The organism is Rhizobium sp. AQ_MP, from assembly GCF_014237835.1.
Classification (GTDB): Bacteria; Pseudomonadota; Alphaproteobacteria; order Rhizobiales; family Rhizobiaceae; genus Allorhizobium.
In genome coordinates this window covers 1-23,014 of record NZ_JACJVI010000012.1, presented here as the reverse complement: position 1 = coordinate 23,014, position 23,014 = coordinate 1, and the positions used below count along the sequence as shown (strand labels likewise).

Annotated in this window: 17 protein-coding genes and 1 pseudogene; 8 read left to right on the top strand and 10 right to left on the bottom strand. The window is 59.8% G+C overall.

Annotated features, from left to right (window positions below):
• Window positions 1-3 precede the first annotated feature (3 nt).
• Window positions 4-1,116: a substrate-binding domain-containing protein gene (locus H6M51_RS17000; RefSeq protein WP_185811014.1), complete on the bottom strand. Its 1,113-nt coding sequence runs from the start codon at window positions 1,114-1,116 to the stop codon at window positions 4-6.
• Between the two features lie 283 nt (window positions 1,117-1,399).
• Here H6M51_RS17000 and H6M51_RS16995 point away from each other — a divergent pair, with 283 nt between their 5' ends.
• Window positions 1,400-2,464: an LLM class flavin-dependent oxidoreductase gene (locus H6M51_RS16995; RefSeq protein WP_185811013.1), complete on the top strand. Its 1,065-nt coding sequence runs from the start codon at window positions 1,400-1,402 to the stop codon at window positions 2,462-2,464.
• A gap of 15 nt (window positions 2,465-2,479) precedes the next feature.
• Here H6M51_RS16995 and H6M51_RS16990 read toward each other — a convergent pair whose 3' ends face one another.
• Window positions 2,480-3,460: a substrate-binding domain-containing protein gene (locus H6M51_RS16990; RefSeq protein ID WP_185811012.1), complete on the bottom strand. Its 981-nt coding sequence runs from the start codon at window positions 3,458-3,460 to the stop codon at window positions 2,480-2,482.
• A gap of 97 nt (window positions 3,461-3,557) precedes the next feature.
• On the opposite strand from H6M51_RS16990, the gene hisD reads away from it, so the two are divergent.
• Both hisD and H6M51_RS16980 read left to right on the top strand, forming a co-directional pair.
• On the top strand, window positions 3,558-4,868 hold the full coding sequence (gene hisD, locus H6M51_RS16985) for a histidinol dehydrogenase (RefSeq protein WP_185811011.1): 1,311 nt from the start codon (window positions 3,558-3,560) through the stop codon (window positions 4,866-4,868).
• 50 nt (window positions 4,869-4,918) lie between these two features.
• Window positions 4,919-5,683 (top strand): SDR family NAD(P)-dependent oxidoreductase, encoded by a 765-nt coding sequence (locus H6M51_RS16980; RefSeq protein ID WP_185811010.1) that lies wholly within the window; start codon window positions 4,919-4,921, stop codon window positions 5,681-5,683.
• A 21-nt stretch (window positions 5,684-5,704) separates the two neighbouring features.
• Here H6M51_RS16980 and H6M51_RS16975 read toward each other — a convergent pair.
• Window positions 5,705-5,967 (bottom strand): annotated as a pseudogene (locus tag H6M51_RS16975) (IS3 family transposase); the annotation flags it as partial.
• Between the two features lie 163 nt (window positions 5,968-6,130).
• Between H6M51_RS16975 and H6M51_RS16970 the strand changes: the two are divergent.
• Entirely contained in the window at window positions 6,131-6,280 is a 150-nt protein-coding gene (locus tag H6M51_RS16970; protein ID WP_185811009.1) for a hypothetical protein, read from the top strand.
• Window positions 6,281-6,683: 403 nt separating this feature from the next.
• Here the strand turns inward: H6M51_RS16970 and H6M51_RS16965 are convergent, their stop codons facing one another.
• Window positions 6,684-7,634, bottom strand: a complete 951-nt coding sequence (locus H6M51_RS16965; protein WP_185811008.1) for a GNAT family N-acetyltransferase — start codon at window positions 7,632-7,634, stop codon at window positions 6,684-6,686.
• 189 nt (window positions 7,635-7,823) lie between these two features.
• On the opposite strand from H6M51_RS16965, the gene H6M51_RS16960 reads away from it, so the two are divergent.
• The gene (locus tag H6M51_RS16960) at window positions 7,824-8,156 is read left to right on the top strand and encodes an NHLP leader peptide family natural product precursor (protein ID WP_185811007.1); all 333 of its coding nucleotides are present in this window, start codon (window positions 7,824-7,826) and stop codon (window positions 8,154-8,156) included.
• A 93-nt stretch (window positions 8,157-8,249) separates the two neighbouring features.
• On the opposite strand, the gene H6M51_RS16955 is transcribed toward H6M51_RS16960, so the two are convergent.
• The 6 genes from H6M51_RS16955 to H6M51_RS16930 form a co-directional block, all read right to left on the bottom strand.
• Window positions 8,250-10,079 carry an ATP-binding cassette domain-containing protein gene (locus H6M51_RS16955; protein ID WP_185811006.1) on the bottom strand — a complete coding sequence of 610 codons (1,830 nt, stop codon included), beginning with the start codon at window positions 10,077-10,079 and terminating at the stop codon, window positions 8,250-8,252.
• The gene (locus tag H6M51_RS16950; protein WP_185811005.1) at window positions 10,079-12,139 is read right to left on the bottom strand and encodes a cysteine peptidase family C39 domain-containing protein; all 2,061 of its coding nucleotides are present in this window, start codon (window positions 12,137-12,139) and stop codon (window positions 10,079-10,081) included. The genes H6M51_RS16955 and H6M51_RS16950 overlap by 1 nt, the downstream gene beginning before the upstream one ends.
• Before the next feature lie 257 nt (window positions 12,140-12,396).
• Window positions 12,397-12,930 (bottom strand): cyclic nucleotide-binding domain-containing protein, encoded by a 534-nt coding sequence (locus H6M51_RS16945; RefSeq protein ID WP_185811004.1) that lies wholly within the window; start codon window positions 12,928-12,930, stop codon window positions 12,397-12,399.
• Window positions 12,931-12,938: 8 nt separating this feature from the next.
• Window positions 12,939-15,800 (bottom strand): ATP-binding cassette domain-containing protein, encoded by a 2,862-nt coding sequence (locus H6M51_RS16940; RefSeq protein ID WP_185811003.1) that lies wholly within the window; start codon window positions 15,798-15,800, stop codon window positions 12,939-12,941.
• A complete protein-coding gene (locus tag H6M51_RS16935) occupies window positions 15,793-17,949 on the bottom strand; it encodes an NHLP family bacteriocin export ABC transporter peptidase/permease/ATPase subunit (protein ID WP_185811002.1) in 2,157 nt (718 codons plus the stop codon). Before H6M51_RS16935 ends, H6M51_RS16940 begins: the two co-directional genes overlap by 8 nt.
• Window position 17,950: 1 nt before the next feature.
• Complete coding sequence (locus tag H6M51_RS16930; protein WP_185811001.1) at window positions 17,951-19,207, bottom strand: NHLP bacteriocin system secretion protein; 1,257 nt, start codon at window positions 19,205-19,207, stop codon at window positions 17,951-17,953.
• Between the two features lie 435 nt (window positions 19,208-19,642).
• Between H6M51_RS16930 and H6M51_RS16925 the strand changes: the two genes are divergently transcribed.
• The 3 genes from H6M51_RS16925 to H6M51_RS16915 all read left to right on the top strand — a co-directional run bounded on the left by H6M51_RS16925 (window position 19,643) and on the right by H6M51_RS16915 (window position 22,515).
• On the top strand, window positions 19,643-20,548 hold the full coding sequence (locus H6M51_RS16925) for a GNAT family N-acetyltransferase (protein ID WP_348644515.1): 906 nt from the start codon (window positions 19,643-19,645) through the stop codon (window positions 20,546-20,548).
• A gap of 17 nt (window positions 20,549-20,565) precedes the next feature.
• Window positions 20,566-20,847: a Nif11-like leader peptide family RiPP precursor gene (locus H6M51_RS16920; RefSeq protein ID WP_185810999.1), complete on the top strand. Its 282-nt coding sequence runs from the start codon at window positions 20,566-20,568 to the stop codon at window positions 20,845-20,847.
• 141 nt (window positions 20,848-20,988) lie between these two features.
• Entirely contained in the window at window positions 20,989-22,515 is a 1,527-nt protein-coding gene (locus H6M51_RS16915; RefSeq protein WP_185810998.1) for a radical SAM protein, read from the top strand.
• Window positions 22,516-23,014 lie beyond the last annotated feature (499 nt).

The following is a 23,014-nucleotide window of genomic DNA, read 5'->3' as shown; positions in this document are numbered from 1 at the left end:
CTGTCACTGCATCTTCCAGGTCTCTTTGAAACCCTTCACATACTCGTCGCCGTAGCCCTTGTTCGGTTCTGCCGGAATGCCGGCGCTTTCGACGTTCGAGGCGTCGAAAATATAGTAGGGCACGCCAATGTCCTTCGGCATCGGAAGGCCCGCAAGCTTGCGCATATAGCCGTCGATGGTGGCGCGGGCGATCCAGTCGAGGCTTTCGCCGATATCCATTTCGACCTTGCCTTCGCGGATGAAGTCGAGGACGAAGGGCGTGCCGTTCGAGGTGGCGATCTTGACGGTTTCACTCTTGCCGGTGAGCTCGACGGCCGGCACCACGAACTGGCTCATGCTGTCATAGATCGGGATCACGTAGTTGGCAGTGGGGTTGGCGATGAGCGCAGACTGCACGGAAGGCTGAATCTTGGTGCCCCACTCGGTGATGCCGACGTTGATTTCCTGCAGGATCGTGCAGTTCGGGCAATTCTTCTCGAAGGCATCACGGATCCCCTGGACCAGCGGGCCCGTCGGCGGCACTTCATCTGTCTTGACGACAATGGCGTTGGCTGCGCCTTTCGTCTTGTAGACCATCCAGTTGCCGAGCAGCCAGCCCTGCTTGTAGAAACTCACCGGCAGGTCGCCCTCCAGCAGCGGGCTGGCCGGCTGAGACGGATCGTAGAAATGCGAGGTGAAAACCTTGACTCCTGCATCCCTGGCGGCCTGCAACTGCGGCTCCACCACAGCCGGATTGACGCCCGAGATCAGGTCAACGATGTCGATCTTGTTCTGGATCGCATATTCGATGCCCTGGACCCACTGGTTGGGCTGCCCCTGGTTTTCCCACTCGCGCACATCGAGGCCGATCTCCTTGCCGACCGCGATTTCGCGGGTGATGATCCCCTTCAGGAACTGGTTCGAACTGGTGTTGGGGATCGACAGCATCGTCTTACCCTTGGCAACGGCGGCGATATCGAAGGCTTCGCCGGCCGGGGTGTAAACGGGGGGCTTGCGGTGCGCCTCGATGATTTCGGTTGCCCGCGCCACGCCTTCGCTGACTTCGTCAGCCTGCGCCGCTGCGCAAGGCAGAAGCAGCATGCTGGCACACATCAACCAGACTCTCTTGCGATCCATGTTCATGTCAGTTCCCTCTTGTTATCTTGCCGTTCTGGCAGTTTCGCATGCGTATTCATTCATCGCTTGTTAGGGCTTGTCAATATGTTTGTTGACCTTGCGAGTTTGCCTTATTTGCCCCAGTGAGGAGCGCGTTTTGCCGAGTGGCCGAGAGGTAACTTGCTGAGAATGAAGGGGAAAAATCGCGAGGATTTCGGGAGCGTGAATATTTCTCAGAATCCTTGACAAGCAGGCAACCCATGGGAATTCTGCATGCGTATGCTAAAAACGAGAGGGAACGCCCATGGTCAAGCATCTGGAACTCGGACTATTTCTGCCCAGCACGAGCGGGGGGCTGATCATTGCCAAGGGCGAGCCGCCCCAGAACAAAGCAACATATGCTCTCAACCGTGACGTAACGCTCGCTGCGGAAGCAGCGGGCATGGAATTCGCCCTGTCGCAGGTGAAATGGCGTGGCTATGGAGGTGAGTCCCATCACTGGGATGCTGCACTCGAATCCTTCACGCTGATGTCGGCGCTCTCTGCGGTGACCAGCCGCATCAAGCTCTATGCTTCGGTTGCGGTGCGCACCATCAATCCTGCTGTGCTCGCCAAGATGGCCGCCACCGTGGCCGACGTTTCCAGTGGCCGCTTCGGCGTCAACATCGTCGCCGGGTGGAACAAGTTCGAGTATGCCCAGATGGGAATGTGGAGCGACGACGACTATTATCTCAACCGCTATGAGTATGCCGATGAATTTCTGACCGTACTCAAGCGGTTATGGACGGAAGAAAGCGTCACCTTCTCCGGCAAGCACTTCACGCTGGAAGACTGCAAATCCTGGCCCAAGCCGGCTTATGATCTACCGGTCGTGTGCGCCGGCCAGTCGGATGGGGCGTTGAAATTCGTCGCGAAACAGGCTGATTTCTCGTTTGTCGGCCGAATGAACGATACGCCGGAGCAATTGGGCGAGGTTGTCGGGAAGATTGCCGGTCTGGCAGCGGCAGAGGGCCGGACCGTTAACTCCTATACGCTGCTCAACGTCATTGCTGCTGAGACCGATGCAGAGGCGGAGGCTGAGCGGGATCATTATCTCGCCAACCGTGACGATGTCGCCATCCAGGAGTTTCTGCGGGTCTCGGGCATGGATGTGAACCGCGCGGATTATCTCAAGCTCGACCCGGCGACCGTGACCTTCATGTCGATCCCCTATATCGTCGGCTCCTACAGCAAAGTTGCCGCCTATCTCGATACGCTGGCGGCACAGGGCCTGCACGGCGTGTGTCTGACATTCCCGGATTTCGCCACCGATGTCCCGGATTTCATCGCCAATGTGATGCCTAAAATGACGTCACGTCGGGCTGCGTGAACGCGGTTGCGCGTATCAGCCACTTGCCCGGATGGTCAGCTTTCCGGGCAGGATGCGAACCGAGCCGTCGTCTCCCGGACGGATCGCCGGGTCGTCAATAATGCTCAGCGCCTCCTGAACCATGCGCTCGACCGGCTGGCGGATGGTCGTGAGCCGATAGGAGGTCCAGCCGGCCATCGGTATGTCGTCGAAGCCGACGATGGCGATGTCCTCGCCGGGCCGCAATCCCTTTTCCCGGGCAGCGTCGATGGCGGCAAGCCCCATGATGTCGTTGCAGCAGAACAAGGCGTCGGGCCGGCTGCGGCTGGCCAGCAAACGGAGAGCGGCGGCATAAGCTTCGTTGTAGGTGAAATTGCCGGCAACCTCGTGTTGCAGCGACAATCCGGCCTCCCGCAGGCCGTCGCGAAAACCTCGCGCGCGCTCGGCATGCGTAGATGTATTGGCGATGCCGCCAATGAAGCCTATGCGCGTGCGGCCACGGGCGGCAAACAGCCGTGCCACATCGCGCCCGCCGCCATAATTGTCGCAACTGACCGCATTCATCTTCATGTCCCGCTGGATGCGGTTGATCAGCACAACCTTGATGCCGTTGCGCCGGCAGGCCCGCGCCATTGCCGAGGTCAGGCGTGCCGAGGTGACGATCACTGCCGACGGTCGCTGGGCGAGGATCTGCGGCAGCATGGCATCGACATCCTCTTGTGCCGGCACCGCATAGACCAACAGCTGCCGCTGGGACAGCTGCAACTGTTTGGCCAGCGTATCGAGCACCATGGGGTAGAACGGATTGCCGAGATCACCCGCAACGAGCGTGACAGTGCTGGCTGCGATCGCTTCCGCCGTGCGCCGGGCCGGACTGGCATATCCGAGCTTGGCGGCGACGGCGAGAATGCGCTGGCGTTTTGCAGCATCCAGTGGTGAACCCGGCAGGAAGGCACGCGACACGGCTGAGAGGGAAACGCCTGCGGCCTGCGCGACCTGTTTGGCTGTCGGCTTCACGGTGACACCTCATGAAAAACTTTCACTTTCTTGATGAAAACTTGCAACGACGTGGCGCCGAACGCAATATCCCGCTGGGAAAAACGGAGTGCAATCTATGACCATCACCCATCTCAAGCAGGGCAAGCCAGCCACCGAGCGCGCAGATGACGACGCAAAGGTTCGCAGCATCGTTGAAACAACGCTGGCCGATATCGAAGCGCGCGGAGATGCGGCCGTGCGGGCGCTCTCCGAAACATTCGATTCCTATTCGCCCCCTTCCTTCCGGTTGTCTTCCTCTGAAATCGAGGCCGCAATGGGCAAGGTGTCGACCAGAGACATGGCGGATATCGACTTCGCCCAGGCGCAGATCCGTCGTTTTGCCGAGGCACAGCGGGCCTCGATGCAGGATATCGAAGTCGAGACGCTGCCGGGGGTCATCCTCGGCCACCGCAATATTCCGGTACAATCGGTCGGCTGCTATGTGCCGGGCGGCAAGTTTCCGATGGTGGCATCTGCGCACATGTCGGTCCTGACCGCTTCGGTTGCGGGCGTGCCGCGCATCGTCGCTGCCGCGCCACCGCAAAAGGGAGAGCCGCATCCGGCAATTGTCGCTGCCATGCATCGAGCGGGCGCGCATGAAATCTACGTGCTGGGTGGCATGCAGGCTGTCGGGGCCATGGCGATCGGCACCGAAACGATCCGCCCGGTCGATATGCTGGTCGGCCCTGGAAATGCGTTCGTCGCCGAGGCCAAGCGTCAGCTCTATGGCCGTGTGGGCATCGACCTCTTCGCCGGCCCGACGGAAACCATGGTGATCGCCGACGAGACGGTCGACGCCGAGATCTGCGCGACCGACCTGCTGGGACAGGCCGAGCATGGCTACAATTCGCCGGCCGTGCTGATCACCAATTCGATGGCGCTGGCCAAAGCGACACTTGCCGAGATCGAACGCCAGCTCGAGATATTGCCGACGCGCGATACTGCCAGCGTCTCCTGGCGCGACTACGGCGAAATCATCGTCTGCGACACGCATGAGGAAATGCTGGCCGTGGCGAATGACATCGCGTCGGAGCATGTACAGGTGATGACGGATCGCGACGACTGGTATCTGCAGAACATGCATTCCTACGGCGCGCTGTTCCTGGGACCGCGCACCAATGTTGCCAATGGCGACAAGGTGATCGGCACCAACCATACGCTGCCGACGAAGAAGGCCGGGCGCTATACCGGTGGCCTGTGGGTCGGCAAGTTCCTGAAGACCCATTCCTATCAAAAGGTCACCACCGACCAGGCCGCGGCGGAGATCGGCGCCTATTGCTCCCGTCTTTGCATGCTGGAAGGCTTTGTCGGCCATGCCGAGCAGGCCAATATTCGCGTACGCCGCTATGGCGGTCAGAACGTGCCCTATGGGCAGGCAGCCGAGTAGGCGAACCATGGGGCCCGGGCTGGCTGCATGACGTGAAGGAGAAGCCGCTGATGGATCTGCCGAAGACCCCAACTTTTCGTCTCGATGGCCGGCGGGCGCTCGCCGTCGGCGCGTCCTCCGGTATCGGGGCGGCCGCGGCGGTCGCCCTTGCGGAGGCGGGAGCGCATGTGGTTCTCGTTGCGCGCAGTGCAGACAAGCTCACCTCCGTGGCCGAGGAACTCGTTCGCCGTGGATGTTCGGCAGAGCCTATGGCGCTGGACGTGACCGACATTGAGGCAACCGAGCGCTGGGTCGCCTCGTCCGGTCCTTTTGATGTTCTCGTCAACAGTGCTGGCCTTGCCCGCCATGGCCCGGCGCTCGACACGAAGCCGGAGGACTTCGATGCGGTGTTCGGCGTCAATGTTCGCAGCGCCTATTTCCTCACCCGCGCGGTGGCACGCGGGCTGATCGAGCACGGCCGAGCCGGCTCCCTGATCAACATCTCGTCGCAGATGGCCCATGTCGGGGGCGTCGACCGCGCCGTCTATGCGGCAACGAAGCACGCCGTCGAAGGCTTCACCAAATCCATGGCGATCGAATGGGGACAGCACGGCATCCGTGTCAACACGATCTGCCCGACCTTCATCCGCACGCCGCTGACCGAGCAGACCTTCTCCAACCCGGAGCGGGCCCGCTGGTTGGCTGAAAAGATCAAGCTGGGACGGATCGGCACGGTTGAGGACATCATGGCCGGGGTGGTGTATCTCGCGTCCGATGCATCGGCGATGGTCACGGGTACCGCGCTAAGGATCGATGGCGGCTGGACTGCCGACTAGGGCCTGTCGATTCCTATCCAGCTTGCCACGCTTCTCATTGATCCGGTCCAGCTCACGAGCAATGCGTAGACCGGCAGGGGATGCGTCAGCGACAAGGCCCAGGCATTTCCTGGTGCAATCATCGACGATCGTCAAAATCGGCCCCCGCGACCATCGGCGAGTTGATCCGGCGCGAAATCCTGCGACCATCGATCATTGACCGTCATCGGGACCAGAATCGGTGCACGTGTGCCGATCGCGCGCTTGGGTCCGCCGCACGTTCGCAGAGCCAGTTTCTTCTCGGTTGCCCATCGTCTGAGGCAGTCATCGCCCGTCAGCAATGCGGCCTGTCGATACTCGTTGGACATGAGCCTGTGCTGGAGCCTATCAGCTTGACTTTCCGGATCGTGGTGCGGGATGGTCGCCCGTGGCTGATATACCGGATGGGGTGGAGGGACCCGATCGGATATGGAACTCGTTCCGATGGGCGAGGACCTGTTCTGCATGGGCGCCGACCCGCGCCTGCCCGAACGGCTGCGGATCGCCGCGACCTGCGACGGCCGCCCTGTCACCGTCTACCGCGACAGATGCCGCTATTGCCGCATGTCGCTGGGCTAGGACGAGAGCCCTGTTCGACCTGGTCGGGCAGCACTCTAGATCCCGGGCGAGTTTTGTGGTCGCGGCCTGTGCGGCCTTGCTCGGTTTTGTGGCATACAAACGCCAAACCGCCCCCGGTGATGCGGAGGCGGTGAGGTTTTGCTGTTTGAACTGGTTGCGGGGCCCGATTGCGCGGAGACTTGCATTAAGACCGTGCCGAGAGGGCTGACACCGAGCAGTTATGTGCTGGTATGATTTTCCGAGTCATAGCGTGTTGGCCCCGAACCTTGCGGAAATTCGGATCGATTGATGGCAGAGACTTAAAAAGATGATCGTGAAGGCGCTTTGACATTTCCTACCCCTGACCGAGCAGGCACTCGGTTCACAGTCGGATCACCCAATCGGCAGGCCAAGGGGTCGGTTCTCAACGAACATCCACGGGCACGGTTTTCTGGGAGATGAGCAGGCGATCCGACCACAGCGCGGAGCTGGAAAAGTGCTTTTCGAACAAGCTCCATGCGCGCCCTTGCCTGGGGGAAGCTTCAAGCACCGCAAGTGCCGACGGACCACTTTTTGCCTGTATCCGCCTTGAGCCTTCCAGATAGGCCCCGACCAAGGTCCCACGATCCTGCTCCGTCGGGATGACCCAACCAATGGGAAAGTACCACCGGTCTAGCGCAGGCTGCGGCTCACACACCACCCAGCCAGCCAAGTCCCCTTTCCCATCCAGGATCGCCAGAGAAAGCTGCCGGCAAAGGGATGCACTCCAAGGCCGCGGATCAGACCATTCCGGCGCCTGTCCTGCATCAACCATGACCGCAGCCTGCTCAATCAAGTCGAAATTGGTGTCCTCCCAGCTGAGATACCGGATACCTCGACTTTGAAGCCGCCTGAGCAGCAGATCCCACGCCTTGGACGTGGTAACCGTGTCCCCGACCCGACCACAGATGCGGATTCTGTCGGCCCTTGGTTCCATCCAGGCATGATTGAGCAACAAGCCTGACATTGCACCCGCGCCAGGAAGGATGGATGAGTAACTGGTGGTCACGACAGAGACGCCGCGAGCAGCAAGTTCCACCTCTGCCATCTGCATCAATCGGGTCGCAACACCGCGGCGTCGCCAAGCGGCGGCAACAACAAGCGACAAGAGTGTGTGGCTTCTCTGCTGGCCTTCGAACGGCATTTGGACCGACAACCACAATGCCACGGGAATCTCGCCTGAGAATGCGACCAAGGCCAAACGGTTTTCGGTTTTCGAAGCGTCGAGTATGGACCGATAGCTGCGCCAGGTCAGTCCGGCGCAAGCGTCTCGCAACTCCATGTCGACAATTGCGTCAAAGTTAACAAAATGTAAATGATCTCCCGCCAATTCCAAATCTAAATCCTTGCGCGTTGCCCGATAGAAATTGATCTACAAAAAGTCAGAGTAGCCTTCAAAGCGCAAAAGAAATCCGCCCAGATTTGGATGCTCAATACCGGGCAATGCCCAGTTGATCTTGCCATTGGCCCATCGATATTTGTCCCGTCCGGATATTCGGACGCTTAGAAGGACTTTGGTGACAACATGTTACAACAGCAATCAGATGTGATGTCTGACCTGCGGCTTCACATCGAGAAGGCCGTGGTCGAGAAAGCGAACCAAGACACTGGCTTTCGCGAGCGCCTGAAAAAAGACCCCCATGCGGCGCTGGCGGAGGTGCTGGAGCGTGAGAACCCGCTCAAGAACCTCAAGATCAACGTGATTGAAGAGAAGCCCGGCGAAGCGACTATCGTCCTGCGCGCACCGTTCAAACTGGACGAGCTCCCTGACGAACTCCTGGATCTTGCATCGGGCGGTATCTCGTTCAGCGCTTTCATTCTGTACGGCCCTCCCTACCCCGACAAAAAGAAGAAGTAAGACCGAGCTGACGGGTCGCCAGGCAGACGACTGCCCAGCGACCCGATCTGTGGTCATACGCCAGGAGCCGACAGCGCAGATGACATTGTCCGTTCAGATGGGAACGACATTGACGCGTCTGTCGGCGATGGCGACCGCGCTTTCGCGATGTGTCGCGATCAACACGCCGATTCCAGCGATACGCAAATCCGTCAAAAGCTTGGTCTGCACCGCTTCATCGAGACCAGTCGTTGCTTCGTCCAAGACCAGCAGTGCGGGGCGGCGCAGGAGAACTCTGGCAATTTGCAGGCGCTCCATCAAACCCGTCGGGATCATCCCCTCGGCGAGAACTGTCTGAATGCCCATCGGCAGAGCGTCGATCTCCTGGAGAAGACCGAGCGTATCGAGGCATTCGAGCGCAGCCTCCAAGCGGAGGGCGCTCATTCCCAACAAGAAGGACTTGATAGTTTCCACGGGAACATGCTCGTCCTGAAGAACGGCACCAACCTGTCTTCGCCAGGCCATATTGTCCAGCGCGAAAGCCGGTTGTCCGTTGATCCTGAGTTCACCCTCAAACGGCTGCAAGAGACCCAAGGCAAGCCTCAACAGCGTCGATTTTCCCGCGCCGGACGGGCCTGTTACGGCAACGATTTCGCCTCGCCTGATGAGGAGATCTGTAGGTCTGAACAAGGGTGCCGGTGCTCCGGAATGTCGGAAGGTGACCCCCTTGAGCTCGATCGATTGGAGCGCTTCTTCGCTACCCGGCTGGCAACGTGGCGACAGGCGACCAGACGCCTTCTTTTCAATCGGCGATTTCCCCGCCGGAACCATCGCCACAACGGAACGACCGACCTCCACCAGTCCAATTGCAACCATCAGCCCGGCCGCAGTTACCAGAGCCATAGTGGGCATGCCCTTTGAGAAGGCAACGAATGTTGCGCCGGTCAGCACCACGAGCAGGATCTCGCACACCACCGCAGTCTGAAGAAGACCTCTTTGTCGACGCGCAAGCCTCTTCCGATTGTCTGCGGCAGCCTCCAGACGGTTCAATGCAAAGGCCTCTGCTCCGAGTGGACGCAGACCCAAGTTGATTTGCGTGACCAGATCCAGTCGATGCTGGGCATCGCCCAGCCCCTGCTCTTGCTGACTTTCGACCGTGGCAAGCAGATGACGGGCCGTCATCGCAGCCAAAAACAGCGGAATCCAAACGAGGCTGAAGCGAAGCACCAGCTCCGGCGATGAAACCCCGATAAAGAGAAGGCCGGGAAGAAGCGTGGCAAGCCCCATCGGAAGGGAGATCGTCCCGCACAATCCTCTGATGCGTCTCTTTAGCAAGGAACGCATCGACTGCGCGTAGTCGTATGAAGTAGAGCCCTGAAGGACTGTCAGGCCCCGATCCAGAGCTTCGGTCCAAAGTTGGTCATGAAGATGCCATCCCAGCACGATGGATGCGCGCGAGGACGTGACCAAGTAGGCGGCGCGCGCCAGGACCAAGGCGAGACCCGCCAGAAGCAGAATCGAGACCGCTCGCCCCCCCTGTGGCTCACCCGCAAAAACCGATAGGATCACAACCTGTGCCGCAAACATGACGCCAAGCGCGGCAGTAGGGAGGCTCACTGGGACGAGGCGCCCCTGCGGAACGACAAGAGCCAGCATGTCTGAGTGTAGCGCGCGGCAATCGGCTTCAGATAGGGGATGTCGGCGGCCATCGACGGTCACTGCAAATGGTAATCCACGGCAACGGGCATGGACCACGACGAATTGTCGTCTCACGCTATGCCATGCGAGAAGGATTCCCAGGTCGCGCTTCCACCATTGCCTTTCATGCATCCGGACACGTCGAAGCATTAAACCTCGTTCCTGAGCGAGGCTTCGCAATTCTGCTTCGTGCGATAGGTCGCGACCATGCGCCAATTGAGCCAGACGATAGGCGATTTCGTCCATCAGAGCTTGCCCATCTCGATGTTCGCCGTCGGCTGCCGCGCTTCTGTGCCACGTTCGCCGACCAGAACAAGAATATGTCGTTCACTGAGTCGCTCAACGATCCGTTCAGCGAGGCGCGCATCCAGTGCATCGAGCGTCCCATCCAGAACGATCACACGGGGTTGACGCAGCAGCGCACGAGCCAGCGCGAGGCGCCGAAGCTGACCGCCACTCAACATCGGTCTCTCTGCAGACAGCATCAGATCCAGTCCCCCTCGAGGGTCAAGCTCCCGCTTGAGTTCGACCAAGTCGAGCACGCGGTCCAGGGCTGCGCGTTCGAAGCGGGCTTCCCCGAGGCGAAGATTCTCGGCGACGCTCGCTGAGATCAGAACGACCTGCTGGTCAACCAACATCACCTGAGACGAACCTTGATGGCAAAGCGTTTCGGTAGCCGTTCCGCCGTAGGTGATCGCGCCCCGCAAGCACGGTTCAAGCCCCGCAATCTGACGGGCAAGCCGCGTTTTTCCGCTCCCAGAGGGGCCAGTGAGTTTGAGGAGGTCTCCTCTCCTCAAACTCAGGTCGGTTTGCGAAAGCTCGATCCTTAGGATGCCGTACGTCTCCTGTCTTTCCTCTGATACGGCGAGATTGCCTCCGGTCTGTCGCAGATCGTGCAGGCGGGAGAGTAGCCCCATGAGATCGTTCACAGCGGGAAAGTTGCGGCGCGTCGAGATCAAGCAAGAACCGATGGTAACGCAGACTGTCCCAAGCGCTGCGGCCGTGCCCCAGTTGTCAGTCAGGAGCCCCTCCCCCATGCTGACCGCCAGAGCGATGGTAAGCGGGAGTGCAACCCAGATGTCGACCTTCGTCTGCCAGTCCAGGTTCGCCTGAGCCTCGGAGTGAATGCGCGCATGCTCTCCCACAAGCTGAGCGACAAGCTCGCAATCCCTGGCTCCGAATTGCCGGCTCTCAAGATCCGCAAGGATTTGGGCGTCGGGCAAAGCGACGAGCCGGTCCGGCCCCATAGGCCTCATGCGGGTCTCGCCGCGCCTGAGGCATGCAGACAGGGTGATCCATGAAGCGATTCCTGTTAACGACATGACCAGCAGTCCACTCCAAAGACTGAGCCAAGGTGCAATCATCAGGATCGGCAGGAAAAGCAGCGAACGAGCAAGCGAGAGAATATCAGGCAGGAGCGAAAGCCACCTCTCTCCGAGGACCATGATGTCTGCGAGCTGGCTTGGCGTTTTCGCAGCAAACCAGTGTGGCGGCATGTTTCTGAAGCGGTGCCAGGCAAGTTCTTGCGTCTGCCTTGCAAGACGATCGGTCCAGACGTCGATGCTCCAATGCAGCAAAACCTGCAGGATCACGGCCACGCCCCCGATCATGAGCGCATGGCCTAAAGGAGAAGCCCCGTCGACGACCGGAGCCAATGTCAGCAAACCGGACACCAAGGCGGCCATTTGCAGAAGACAAAGGCAGAAAAAGACAGTGGCCGGAAGCCGATCGATGCTGAGTTGCAGCCAGAATTCCTGCCGTGCCGGATGTTGCGGCGGCATCTGCGTGCGACGTGGAACAAACGTCAGGGCAACGCCGGTAAAGTCTCTTGCAAACTCCTCCAGTGTCAGTCGCAGAGGCCCGCGCGCGGGATCGTTTACGACGACGTGACGATCGGAAACATCCTCTACGACTACGAAATGTATGAAGCGGCTATGGGCGATGAAGGGTCGCGGAAGCGTTGCAAGCTGATCGATGTCACGCCGATATGCCTTGGTGTCGAAATCATAGCGGCGGGCGAGTTCGAGGAGCTGGCGCGCCGTAAGCCCGAGCCTGCTGGAACCGATCTCATGACGCAGTTTTTCCAGAGGAACATCAACCCCGTGCCACGCAAAGATGATCGCCAATGCAGTGAGACCACATTCCGTTACCGCAGACTGGCGCAACTGCGGCGTATGCGTTGCGGCTGTTCCACCTCTCGAAAAACTGAAAGCGCCTATGAGCCTGGCCAAAGTGCCGATATGGCCTTGATGGCGCCGCTCCAACTGGTTTAGCTGGTGCTTTACCTTACTCCGATGGAAAATCACCGTCTGATGTCTCGACATGAAAATGCAGGTTTGCCCTTGATGAGAGGCGCGCGACTTTTCCGTTCGCAAGCCTTGGACAGCATTTCAGCGACCCAGGATCTCGATCGCCCCTTGAGGCTATCCCGCATGGCTGGCCCGCTGACGGTGATGAGCCTCATCCTGCTGCTCTTGTGTGCTATCATCTGGATCGTCTGAGTTTGCCTGACGGTCTCGATCTTTCCGCGGATCGCCCGTGCAGGACCAGGGCTGAAGGAGCGTCAGTTCACTTTCGACAAGACTGAAAGCATGTGCTCAAAACGGGAACCGGCCAGGGAGACCTGATCCAGTATGCTCTCGTCGAGCTCGTCGTCCATGATTTCGTCTTTGCGTAATCCTGCAGTGCTACGCATCCGACCCATTGTCGAACGCAGCCGATCGGCCAGGAAAATGGCAATCGCTTTGTAGAAGCGTCCTGCGAAGCCGTTATCCCGGCGCAATCGAGCGTCAATGGCTGATTTCTCAACCGCAAGTACCGTTGCGCCGTCATGCGCCAGGATCGTTGCAGAGGGAGGCGATGAATCGACGAAGGACATTTCGCCCACAACCTCGCCGCGGCCAAGGCGCGCCACTTCCCCCGCGCCCTCGACATGGACGCCGACTTCGCCCGTCAATACAAAGTAGAGATCCTGGGTGGCAAGGCCCTCTTTGATCAGCAACTCACCTTCGCGGCATGTCCTAATGCGACCGGTCCGAGCCAGCCATTCGGCGTCTTCGTCGTTCAACTGGCCAAGAATGTAGAGAACCTTGCGCATACCGTCTCCTAAAGCAATTGTCGGCGAGCAAGGTCACTGAAGGTGCCACCCGCCCCGATCAGTTCGTCATACGTGCCACTCTCGACGAGGCTGCCGCGATTGAGCACGATGATGCGGTCAGCCTCCCTGATCGTGCTCAGCCTATGGGCGATCACGATGCGGGTGACCTCCAGACTTGACAGGCTTCGCGTGACAATCGCCTGCGTTCGATTGTCCAGCGCGCTGGTCGCTTCGTCGAAGAGGAGGATCCGTGGCTTTCTGACAAGGGCGCGTGCAATCAGGATACGTTGCCTTTGACCACCCGAGATCGTCATCGCGCCGTCGTTGAGAACCGTGTGCATGCCCATCGGCATATTCTCGATTTCTTCGGCCAGGCCAACCATGCGGGCAGCCGCCCAGGCGTCGCCCACGCCCAAACCGGAGGAGCCGACGATGTTCTCGTAGATCGATCCTGCACTGAGACCACCATTCTGCAGGACTATACCAATCTGCGACCTGAGCGACGACAGCTCAATGCCGTGTGACGGGACGCCATCATAGAAGATCTCACCCGTTTCCAATGTCTCGAAGCCCAGAATGAGACGCATCAGAGTGGACTTGCCGCTTCCGGAAGGCCCCGCAACGGCAATGAAGTCGCCTGGCTTTATCTCGAGATTGAGGCCTTTCAGAACGAGCGGGCTATCGGGTCCGTAGCGGAAACTGACGTTGCGGAAGACGAGATTGCCGGTGAGCTGTGACGGAGATCCCCGAACTGCCGGGCTATCGTCGGGCACAGCCTGCAGCACCGGTGCTGTCCGTTCCGCCAGGGGCGCAACGCTGAGCAAGCGCGTGAAGGCATCGACCGTCGCCTTCAAGCCGCTCGTCATCTGCCCGAATGCAGTGGCAAACCCGACGAAGGCTGCAGCTGTAAATGCTTCCCTTGCGCCACCGGCAGCCGTCGTACCTCCGTTCGGCAAAAGCGCAAGAAGGGCTGCCTTCTGCTGATCGGATTTCGTCAACCACAGGAGCGTGAGGTATACGACCATGAGCGAAATCCAGGGCATCAACGCCAGAAGTGCGGCATGCATCGACTGGATTGCTCTTGACGCTGCGAATGCCTTGCGGTGTTCGAGGCTCTTCCACGCCCATTGAGCGAGAGCCAGTTTTTCCGCGTGCGCAGCGCGCAGCTTGGTCATGCCGATCAACAACTGAAGGACAAAGCCCTGATTCCGGCCCCGGATCGTGGCCTGACGGCGCTCCTGTGCCAGCTGCCTGACGGACAAAGCTGCGGAGGCCGCCAGAAACAGGCTGAGGACAGCCACCCCCGCGAGAGCCAGACGCCAATCGAGCACAAGCAAAACCGCGCTGCTGGCGATCACACCCATCGTACCAAACAGTCCTGATACGGTCGCCCCGGTAATCATTTGGCGCGCCTCCTGAATTCCCAGCACGCGTTCCGTCAGATCACCTGCCGAAAACGACCGGAAGAAGTTGACGGGAAGTCTCAGGAGCCGCTGGAAAAGTGCCGCCTGTATCGCCGTATCGAGACGGGTCTCGATCCGTGCCACGCAGAGACCACGCATCAGTTCAAACGCGGATTGTCCAAAGGCCAAGGCGACCAGAGACACCAGGACGAAAAGCAGGTTGAGCCTGTCGCCGGCGGGAACCACATGCTCAAAGAGCATGGTTGCGGCAACAGGTGGAACCATGACAACAGCGCTGGCGACAAGTGCGGCAACCACGGTGGCGATCACGTCGTGGCGCGTGCCGGAAAAGCCGAACCGCATCGTTTCATAGAGGCCGATCGGTCTATCATCCAACGACGGATAGATCTGAAGTGCTGCTGTCGAGACCTCGCGGGCGAGGGATGCATTCAGCCGACGCATGCCTTCATGGGTTGCCAAAAGCCACCCGCCACCTTTGTTTGGCAGCAAGCCGACCGGCGACCCGTCTCGCAGCGTCCCGACCTTCGCTATGCCATCGTGGCACCACCAATCATGGCCCAGCATCACCTGCCGGTAATAGAGCCCGGCACATCGCAGAAGGGGTTCATACGACCCCTGGTCACCCAAGGCTTCGAGTTCCCTCTGCAGCGTTGGTGATACCTCCAGGCCACTACCCTGCATGACAGTGACAACGACCGACAGCCGGGCAGATGACATCTCACTGCTTGTCACCCCCTGAAACGAGAGCAGATCCGACAGACTTTTGCCAAGGCTTCGATCCATGGCCTGACGACGCATGGCGAGCCGATCCTCGAGTTTTGCGCCATGTTGAGCGGCCTCGCGGTCGAGTTGCGATATGACTTCGCCACCGATGAATGACAGGCCGAGCGCCAAGGTTTGCGGCGCAGGGCATTCTGTTGAAACCTGCAAGGTTGCATCGCCGACTGCGGAAACCAAGGCGCCGGGGGTGACCGGAAGTTGAAAGTCACCCGGCCAGCTTCGACCACACCAGGTCACGGCTCCGCTCACGGGGCGAACGAAGCACATCGTCCGGTGAGGAGCCGAGACTGCAGCGCCCTGAGGCAGCTCGATTTCACCCGCCAAGAGGATGCGGTCGGTCCACCCCTGCTGCACCGGCTCGAGGATGCGGGTCATCGCCGTGACCCAATGCTGGACGGCTTCGAGCGGCGGCGTGCTGTCCGTTAGCTGGCAAAGCGTGAATTCCGAACCGAGCGAGCCGATCGCGCAGAGGCGGTGTTGCCCGCCAGCCGCAGCAGGAAAGAGGTACTCGCCCGCCTCAATCCGGAACAGATGGCGTCTCAGACCATCTGCGCGTATGGCGAAGATGTCCGCATAGCCACGGGTCAACCGATAGAAATCATCAGGCTGTTCAAGGAAAAGTGGTCGGTTCGCGCCACCGGGGATCGTGGTTTGACCGTCAGCCATGACCCGCCCCCTCAGCAATCAGAGCAGCGTATTCGCCAGCTGTCGCCATCAATGTTTCATGGTCCCCACGTTCAACGATCCGACCGTCCTTCATGACGATGATCTCGTCGCAGTCGCGGATCGTGCTCAATCGGTGGGCGATGATGATTGTCGTGCAGCCCCGTGCGCGCAAGTTGTCGTCGATCAGCTTTTCTGTCGCGGGGTCGAGCGCTGACGTGGCTTCGTCGAGGATGACGATGGCCGGTTCGGCAGCGAGGACACGACTGATTTCCAGCCTTTGACGCTGCCCCCCGGAGAAATTCACTCCGCCTTCGTTGACAGGGGACAAGAGCTGTCCCTTACGCATGATGATGTCATCGAGGAGTGCTGCATCAGAAAGCGCTCTCATGAGGCGAGTGTCCGAAAGAGCGGGATCCCAAAGGCTCAAGTTGTCCCGAACAGTGCCTTCGAACAGGAATATCTCCTGATCCACATAGCCGCATAATGTCGCCCTTCGAGCCGGATCCAGTTCATTCAGCGCGACACCACCGATCGAAATCGTGCCGGACCAAGGTGTGAAAAGACCGGCGAGAAGCCTGCCGACGGTGCTCTTGCCACTGCCTGACCCGCCCACCAAGGCAACGCGCGCACCGGGCCTGAGAGTCAGCGAGAAATCATTGATGAAGGGCGCATCAAGCGGGCTGTAACCGAAGACCAGATTTTCGGCCCGCATTTCGAAACTTGTCGGGGTTGCCTCTTTGGTCTCGAAGCTCGCCGCAGGTGCTCTCATCAGGTCATCCGCGCGATCGATGTCGGCTTTGACCATCTGGATCTGGCCGGCGAGCTGAACGAGGCTTGCAATTGGAGTGTAGAAGCTGACTGCAAGCGCCTGGAAGGCAATAAGTGTCCCCAGTGAAATTGCCCCCTCCATGACGCGCAGACCGCCAAGCCCAAGGACTGCGGCGGCTGACAAGGCGGAGAGCAGACCCGGAACGACACCGACCACGGCCTCCACCCGGCCCTGGCTGCTGCGCAGGCTGAGGAGCCTTGCCTGATGCCCCGCCCAGCGTTGAAATGCTTCCCGTTCGGTTGCTGATGCCTTGATCGTCTCGATCGCCCGGATTGCACCGATGGTCGCTGAGATGAGCTTCCCGGATTGGGCCGCCTGTAATCTCGCATTGCGGGCCTGCAGACGATTGGAGACGCGCAACGTCAGAAAGTAGACGGACTGCAGGAAGATGAGCGTGACCGCCAAAACCGGGTCCAACAGGAGCATGACGACTGCATAGACGAGCATGCTCAGGAGGTTGAAAATGCTTGTTGCGAACTCTCCAGAAAGAAGGGTCGCCAGCCTTTCATTCGCATCGAGCCGGTTGGCCAATTCGCCAGGGTGGCGCTGGCTGTAGAAGCTCATCGGGAGACGCATCATGTGCCAAAACATCTTCGCCGCAGGGAGAAACGCGAGACGGACCTCAAGCCGCGACAGAAGTGTCTGTTGAAAGAGCACAAGGGCGCCCTGCGCGAGCGTCATCACCGCCAACAGAAGGACAAACGGGATGACCCAGTCGACCTGCCTGGCGGTCAGGATGTCGTCCACGAAGACACGTGAAAGCACGGGGAGCGCGACGCCGGGCACCACAAGCAGGCAGGACGCCATGATGATCTGCGGCAAGATCGCTCTCGTGCCTGCGAGCCGTTCTGCAAGGGCTGCCAAAACGGATGGCGGAGACCCGGATGGTTTGAAGTCGGCTCCCGGCTCGCAGGCGATCACGACACCCGTAAACGCCTGTCGGAACTGGTCCATCGGAATCTTGCGGCGTCCACTGGCCGGATCGTTCACATAGGCGAAACCTGAGGCCAACCCCTCGAGAACCACGAAATGGTTGAAGTTCCAGTGCAGTATCGCTGGCCACGGAATTTCGTGCAGCTGCTCGGGCTCCTTGCGAAAACCTTTGGCGATCAGACCCACGTTCCGGGCAGCCTTCAAGAGGTTGCTTGCCCTTGTGCCATCGCGCGAGACACCTGCCATTTCGCGAAGGCGCTCAAGACCCATATGCACGCCATGCGACGCCATGATCATCGCGAGGCAGGCAACACCACATTCCGTCTGTTCGATCTGCAGAATGGTCGGGACCGGCTTGCGCCGCTTGACATTGGACCGGAGCGGCATCTCAGACGCTCGTGAGTTTTCGGATCATCGGGACCAGGAAATCGATCGGAGCACGCTCCTCGATGGTGACCTTTGCCTTACCGATTGCACCATGACTGAGCGCTTGCCCCGGACCTGGTCCCCCGACCCACCGATATCCGCTCGGGGCCGAAGGATCTGGATCGAGAGTGACGACGGCCGTGAAGGGGGCTCCATCTCCCGAGAAACTCGAAACGAGCGTATCGTTCTGCAGAATGGCGCGCATGCCCTCGCGCGTTGCCGGAAAATCGGAAACGGAGCGCACGTGACCGGTGAGTGTGCCCCACTGTTCCCGCGGGAGACCGGAAATCTCTATATCGACGCGCATGCCAGGCCGCACGCGCTTGCCGCTGGCCGGGGGCAAGAAAAGACGCATCTCCAGAAGACCATCTCCCGTGGCAATGCTCGCTACCGGCGTTCCGGATGCGATGTACGTGCCGGATGGCACCTTCCATTCGACAAGCGTGCCGGTCTCGATCGCCTGAACCGTGCCAAACTCCCTCAGCGTCTGCGCAAGCTGGTCGCGCTCGGCCCGGACCTTGCTGACCTCCTGATCGAGCGAGTTGATCAGACGCCGGCTCTCTGCGTCGGAGGCAAAGCCAGAAGCCTCCATTTCGAGGAGACTGGCTTCGACATTCGACAGATCCTGAGCCGCAAGCTCGATCTGCTCGCGCGTCTGCTGCAAGGCAGCGACCGCCAGAGCACCGGTCACGACCAGCTTCTCCTGCCGTTTCAGTTGGGCCTGATAGGCTTCCAGTCGCTGCCGGGCGTCCCGAGACTTTCCTTGATATGCAACACGTCTAGCTTCGGTGTTGGAAAGCCTTGCCTGACGCAGCCGACCTTCATCGAGCACTGCCTGTTGTCTGCTCGCCGTCAACCGTTCGAGACGACTTTCCACGTCGACAAGTCGAAGCTTGACGTCGGGCTGTTCAATCCGGGCGATCGTCATACCGGAGGTTACGGCTACCCCGGGCGCTACACCTTGGCCGACCAGAGTGCCTGACGCCATGGCAACGGTATCGACGACATTGCCACCGGAGAGCAGCAATATGCCCTGTCCGTTGACGCGGGACGGAATTCGCCCGATGACGCTCCACAATCCGAAAAGCAGAGCGAGTACAACGAACGCCATAACGGCAACCCAGGTGCCTCTGGAATTGATCTGAACGGCTTCATCCAGTCGCTCGGGAGAGGCGAGCTTTTGCAGTGCTTCCTGACGAAAAAGCTTGTCCGCACTCATCTGCCAAATCCGTTCAACTGCATGACTTGTTGGAGCCGGTGGCACCGCGCAGTCGGGCACCCCCACCGTAGATCTGTCCCTGGACTTCTCTTCCGCCGCACCGTCGCCATCTCGTGGCTCACCCCTTCAGGACGAATATTCGTCCGATGCTTAGCGGATCCTGATTGCAAGTGCGACTAATCGGTTTAACACGATAAGGCCAAATCTGGGCAGAACGGAACAATGCGTCGTCGGTCACTTTTCATTCGCAAGCTGCAGCTTCAGATTGCCGCCGACTAAGTCGCGGGAAGACCCCGCGATCGCAGATGAAAGCTTGAAGTCGTGGTCTTTACAGAACGAGATCCATCACCGTTTACCGCGGCAATTGCGTCGCGCACCTCCCACGTGGATGTCCAACTGATCTCTCTCGAGAACGATGCCGGGCTTTTCGCTGGAATGACGTTTCCACACTTGCGCCCGCTGGTACACAAGCTGCCGTCCAATTGGGTTGCCGTGGGCGCGGTTGTCGGGGGATTGCCTGCAGGACTAGCACTAGGGCTGATGGCAGATGACAGACAAGCGGAACTCATGTCCGTTTTCGTAACCGCACGGAGCCGCCGGCGCGGAATTGGCAAGCGTCTTGTCAAAACCTGGATGGCCAAAGTTGGGACAAAAGGCGCACGTTCGATTTCCGTCCGTTTTGCCGAGCGGGGAGAAAGAAGGCCAGCGCTGGAAGCCCTGCTTTCTGCCGCAGGCTGGAGCGAACCGGTAGAGGACGGCCTCGTCGTCCTGGGAAGATCCGGCGCCATGGTGGAAGCCGTTGGCGGCTGGGCGCCGGTTTCGGAAAGGCTCTCCAAGCAGTCCCTCTACACCTTCGATCCCCTCTGCCTGACCGAGGCCGATATGGAAAGGGTGGACAGCCTACTGGCTCTGAGTGATGCCGCGCAAATGCATGGACCTCTTCGTCTCTGGCCGCAGCTGGAGCAGGGCGTCAGTTGCATCGTGCGCCGGGAAGGCGCGCTTATCGGCTGGGTCCTGGCGGGTCCATCGAGAGAGCGCTGGAGTGCCCTCTCGGCGAGCAGGACAACCCAAAACACCCAGGATGCCCCTCTGATCGAGTATTATGAGGCCTATCTCGATCCGCGCTACTGGCACACCGCTATCGCGGTTGGCGCTTATCATCATTGCTACAGCAGGCAGGTTGAGCTCTTCGGCCCTCAGTCGCTTGCGCTTTACTTTACCGACCCTTCACGACCGCGGATGGTCCGCCTGACCCGCCGCCGGTTTGCTCCGATCGCGGAACGGGTCGAGACCATCTGGAGGTCGGATGGACCCTCCAGTGAAAATGCCCCAAGAACCTAAAAGAGAAAGGAAATTTCATGTCGCTCGATGCGTTGGAAAAATTTTATGAACACGTTCGCAATGACAAGACTCTCGAGCAGGAGGCGACGGCAGCCCTTCAGGAAGGTGCATCTGCGGTCGTGAAGCTTGCCGAACGCGAAGGTTTCGCCTTCACAAGTGAGGAGCTCACCGTCGCATTGGCCCATCATGCAGCGGCGAATGATGAACTGTCTGACGACGAACTGGAGCTGGTGGCTGGCGGCCTAGCGATCCCGCCTTATAAAAAGGTATCGAAGGCTGACATGATGAGAATGGGGTAAAGAGTGTCCGGTCACCGCGCCCCATCTGCATTCCATCCAACTAGGTGGAGGCGAGCCTAGAAGAACGCAGGACCTCGGGAGGCAGGCTCGTAGCATACGGGTCCTGCCTCTCCTGAGGCGCAAACTTCTCCAGCTATCTGCATGATCCATGAAATCTATCTGATCAATCCCGCAGAGAACACGCCAGGCTATTTTGGCCTTGAGGTTCTCGGCTCATGGACCGGCATCAATGCAACGGCCATGGCGGATCTGGCGACTCCGACGGTGGCAGCCTTCGCACCTTCAAACTGGCGGGTGACAATTTGTGAGGAGCGTCTCGATGCCGTCGATTTTGACCACCCGGCTCCATACATCGGGATCACCGGCAAGGTGACCCAGCACGCTCGAATGATCGAGATCGCGGCGGAGTTCAGGCGTCGTGGGAAGATCGTGCTGATGGGAGGGTCTTATGCCTCACTCTCTCCCGATGCCTTGCGAGACCACTGCGATATCCTCGTCACGGGGGAAATCGAAGACATCGCCGGCGAGCTTTTCGACGATCTCGCTACCGGAAAACACAAACCGGTCTATCAGGGCGGCAAGCCCTCCCTTGCTCTGTCTCCCGTGCCGCGCTGGGACCTCTATCCGCTGGAGCGGACCTGGTCGGCGCAGGTTCAAACCTCGCGGGGATGCCCGTTCGATTGCGAATTCTGTGACGTCATTCAGTATCTGGGACGCAAGCAAAGATGGAAGGAGCCGGACCAGATCACGGCAGAACTCGATGTCCTGCATGTGCGCGGCGTGCGAAGCGTCTTTTTTGCCGATGATAATCTGACTGTCATGAGGCGGCGGACCAGGACGTTGCTGGAACGACTGATAGAATGGAATGACCGTGCACCGGAAGATCGCATGGCCTTTTCGACGCAGGTCTCCATCGACATCAGTCGCGATCTCGACATTCTTGCGCTGATGCGTGATTGCGGTTTTGAAACTCTCTTCATCGGCATCGAAACCCCCAATGAACCGAGCCTCGCCGAGGCCGGCAAACGTCAGAACTTGCGGCATGACATGATTGCCCAGGTCGAAACGATCGTTCGGCATGGGATGATGGTCTATAGCGGCATCATCGTTGGCTTCGACCAGGATGATATCGACATCTTCGAACGACAGTTCGATTTCATCCAAAGCATGCCCGTGCCCCTGATCAGCCCGGGCGTTCTGGTCGCCCCGGAAACAACCCCGCTCTATGCACGCCTGCTTGCGGAGGGCCGGCTGACAACCGGGGCCGATCACTCGGCTTCGCTGGTCAGCACCAATATCATTCCTGTCAGAATGAGCTCGGATCAGTTGCGCTCAGGCATGACCTGGCTGCTCAATCGTTTGTTCGCGCCAGAGCATTTCGTCGCGCGACTGGAGCGTTACATCGCGCTGACAGGCGAGCGGACATCGGACCAAAGCAACCGCCCGCTGTTCACGGGTCCGACAGCCGCGCTGGCCAGAAAACTCGTGACCCGTGGCGCCAGCGAATATGCGTTGGTGCGAGCCTTTGACCGGGCATCTGAGAAGCGCTCCGACCTGAAGCTGTCACTGACCTCAATCTTTTCCTTCTACTGTCAGGCCCGCCATATGCTTGAGGTTCAAGATTTATGGCGACCGGATCTCGCGCGTCTCGAAAGACCCGTGCTTTAAACCCGCGACGCACGCTGGTGACCTCGCATCCATCACCCGGGATGGGAACGATCTACTGGCCGGGGGTCTAACCCCGCAACGGCGGGGCCCGCGGTTCAGTCTCGCCGCATCCTTCTGGCCACGGGTCCGGTATCCCGGAACTATGCGGCTCATCAGAGGTGTCGGCTCGGCATGCACCCGGATGGCTTCATCCAGTCAGACCCACTGGGTCTCGGCCCTGCCTGCGACACGGCAAGCCCAGCACTCGTCATCACCGGAGCGCCAATCACCGGCCTCTTCGTCCCAAGCCCTCCCGCCCGCCTCGCTTTCGGTGAACGCACAGGTATCCCTGAATTGTCACCCAGGTTGCGGATATGGTGGACAGGATCATTCGCATTTGCATCCGCGAGACGAGGGCGATGGTGATCGACCCATTGGCGTAAAGTAAGCATCCGGCGAAGGCCGCAGGTCAGGCTGCCTGAGCACTCAGCGTCTTGGGTGTCCAGTTCCACGGCAACAA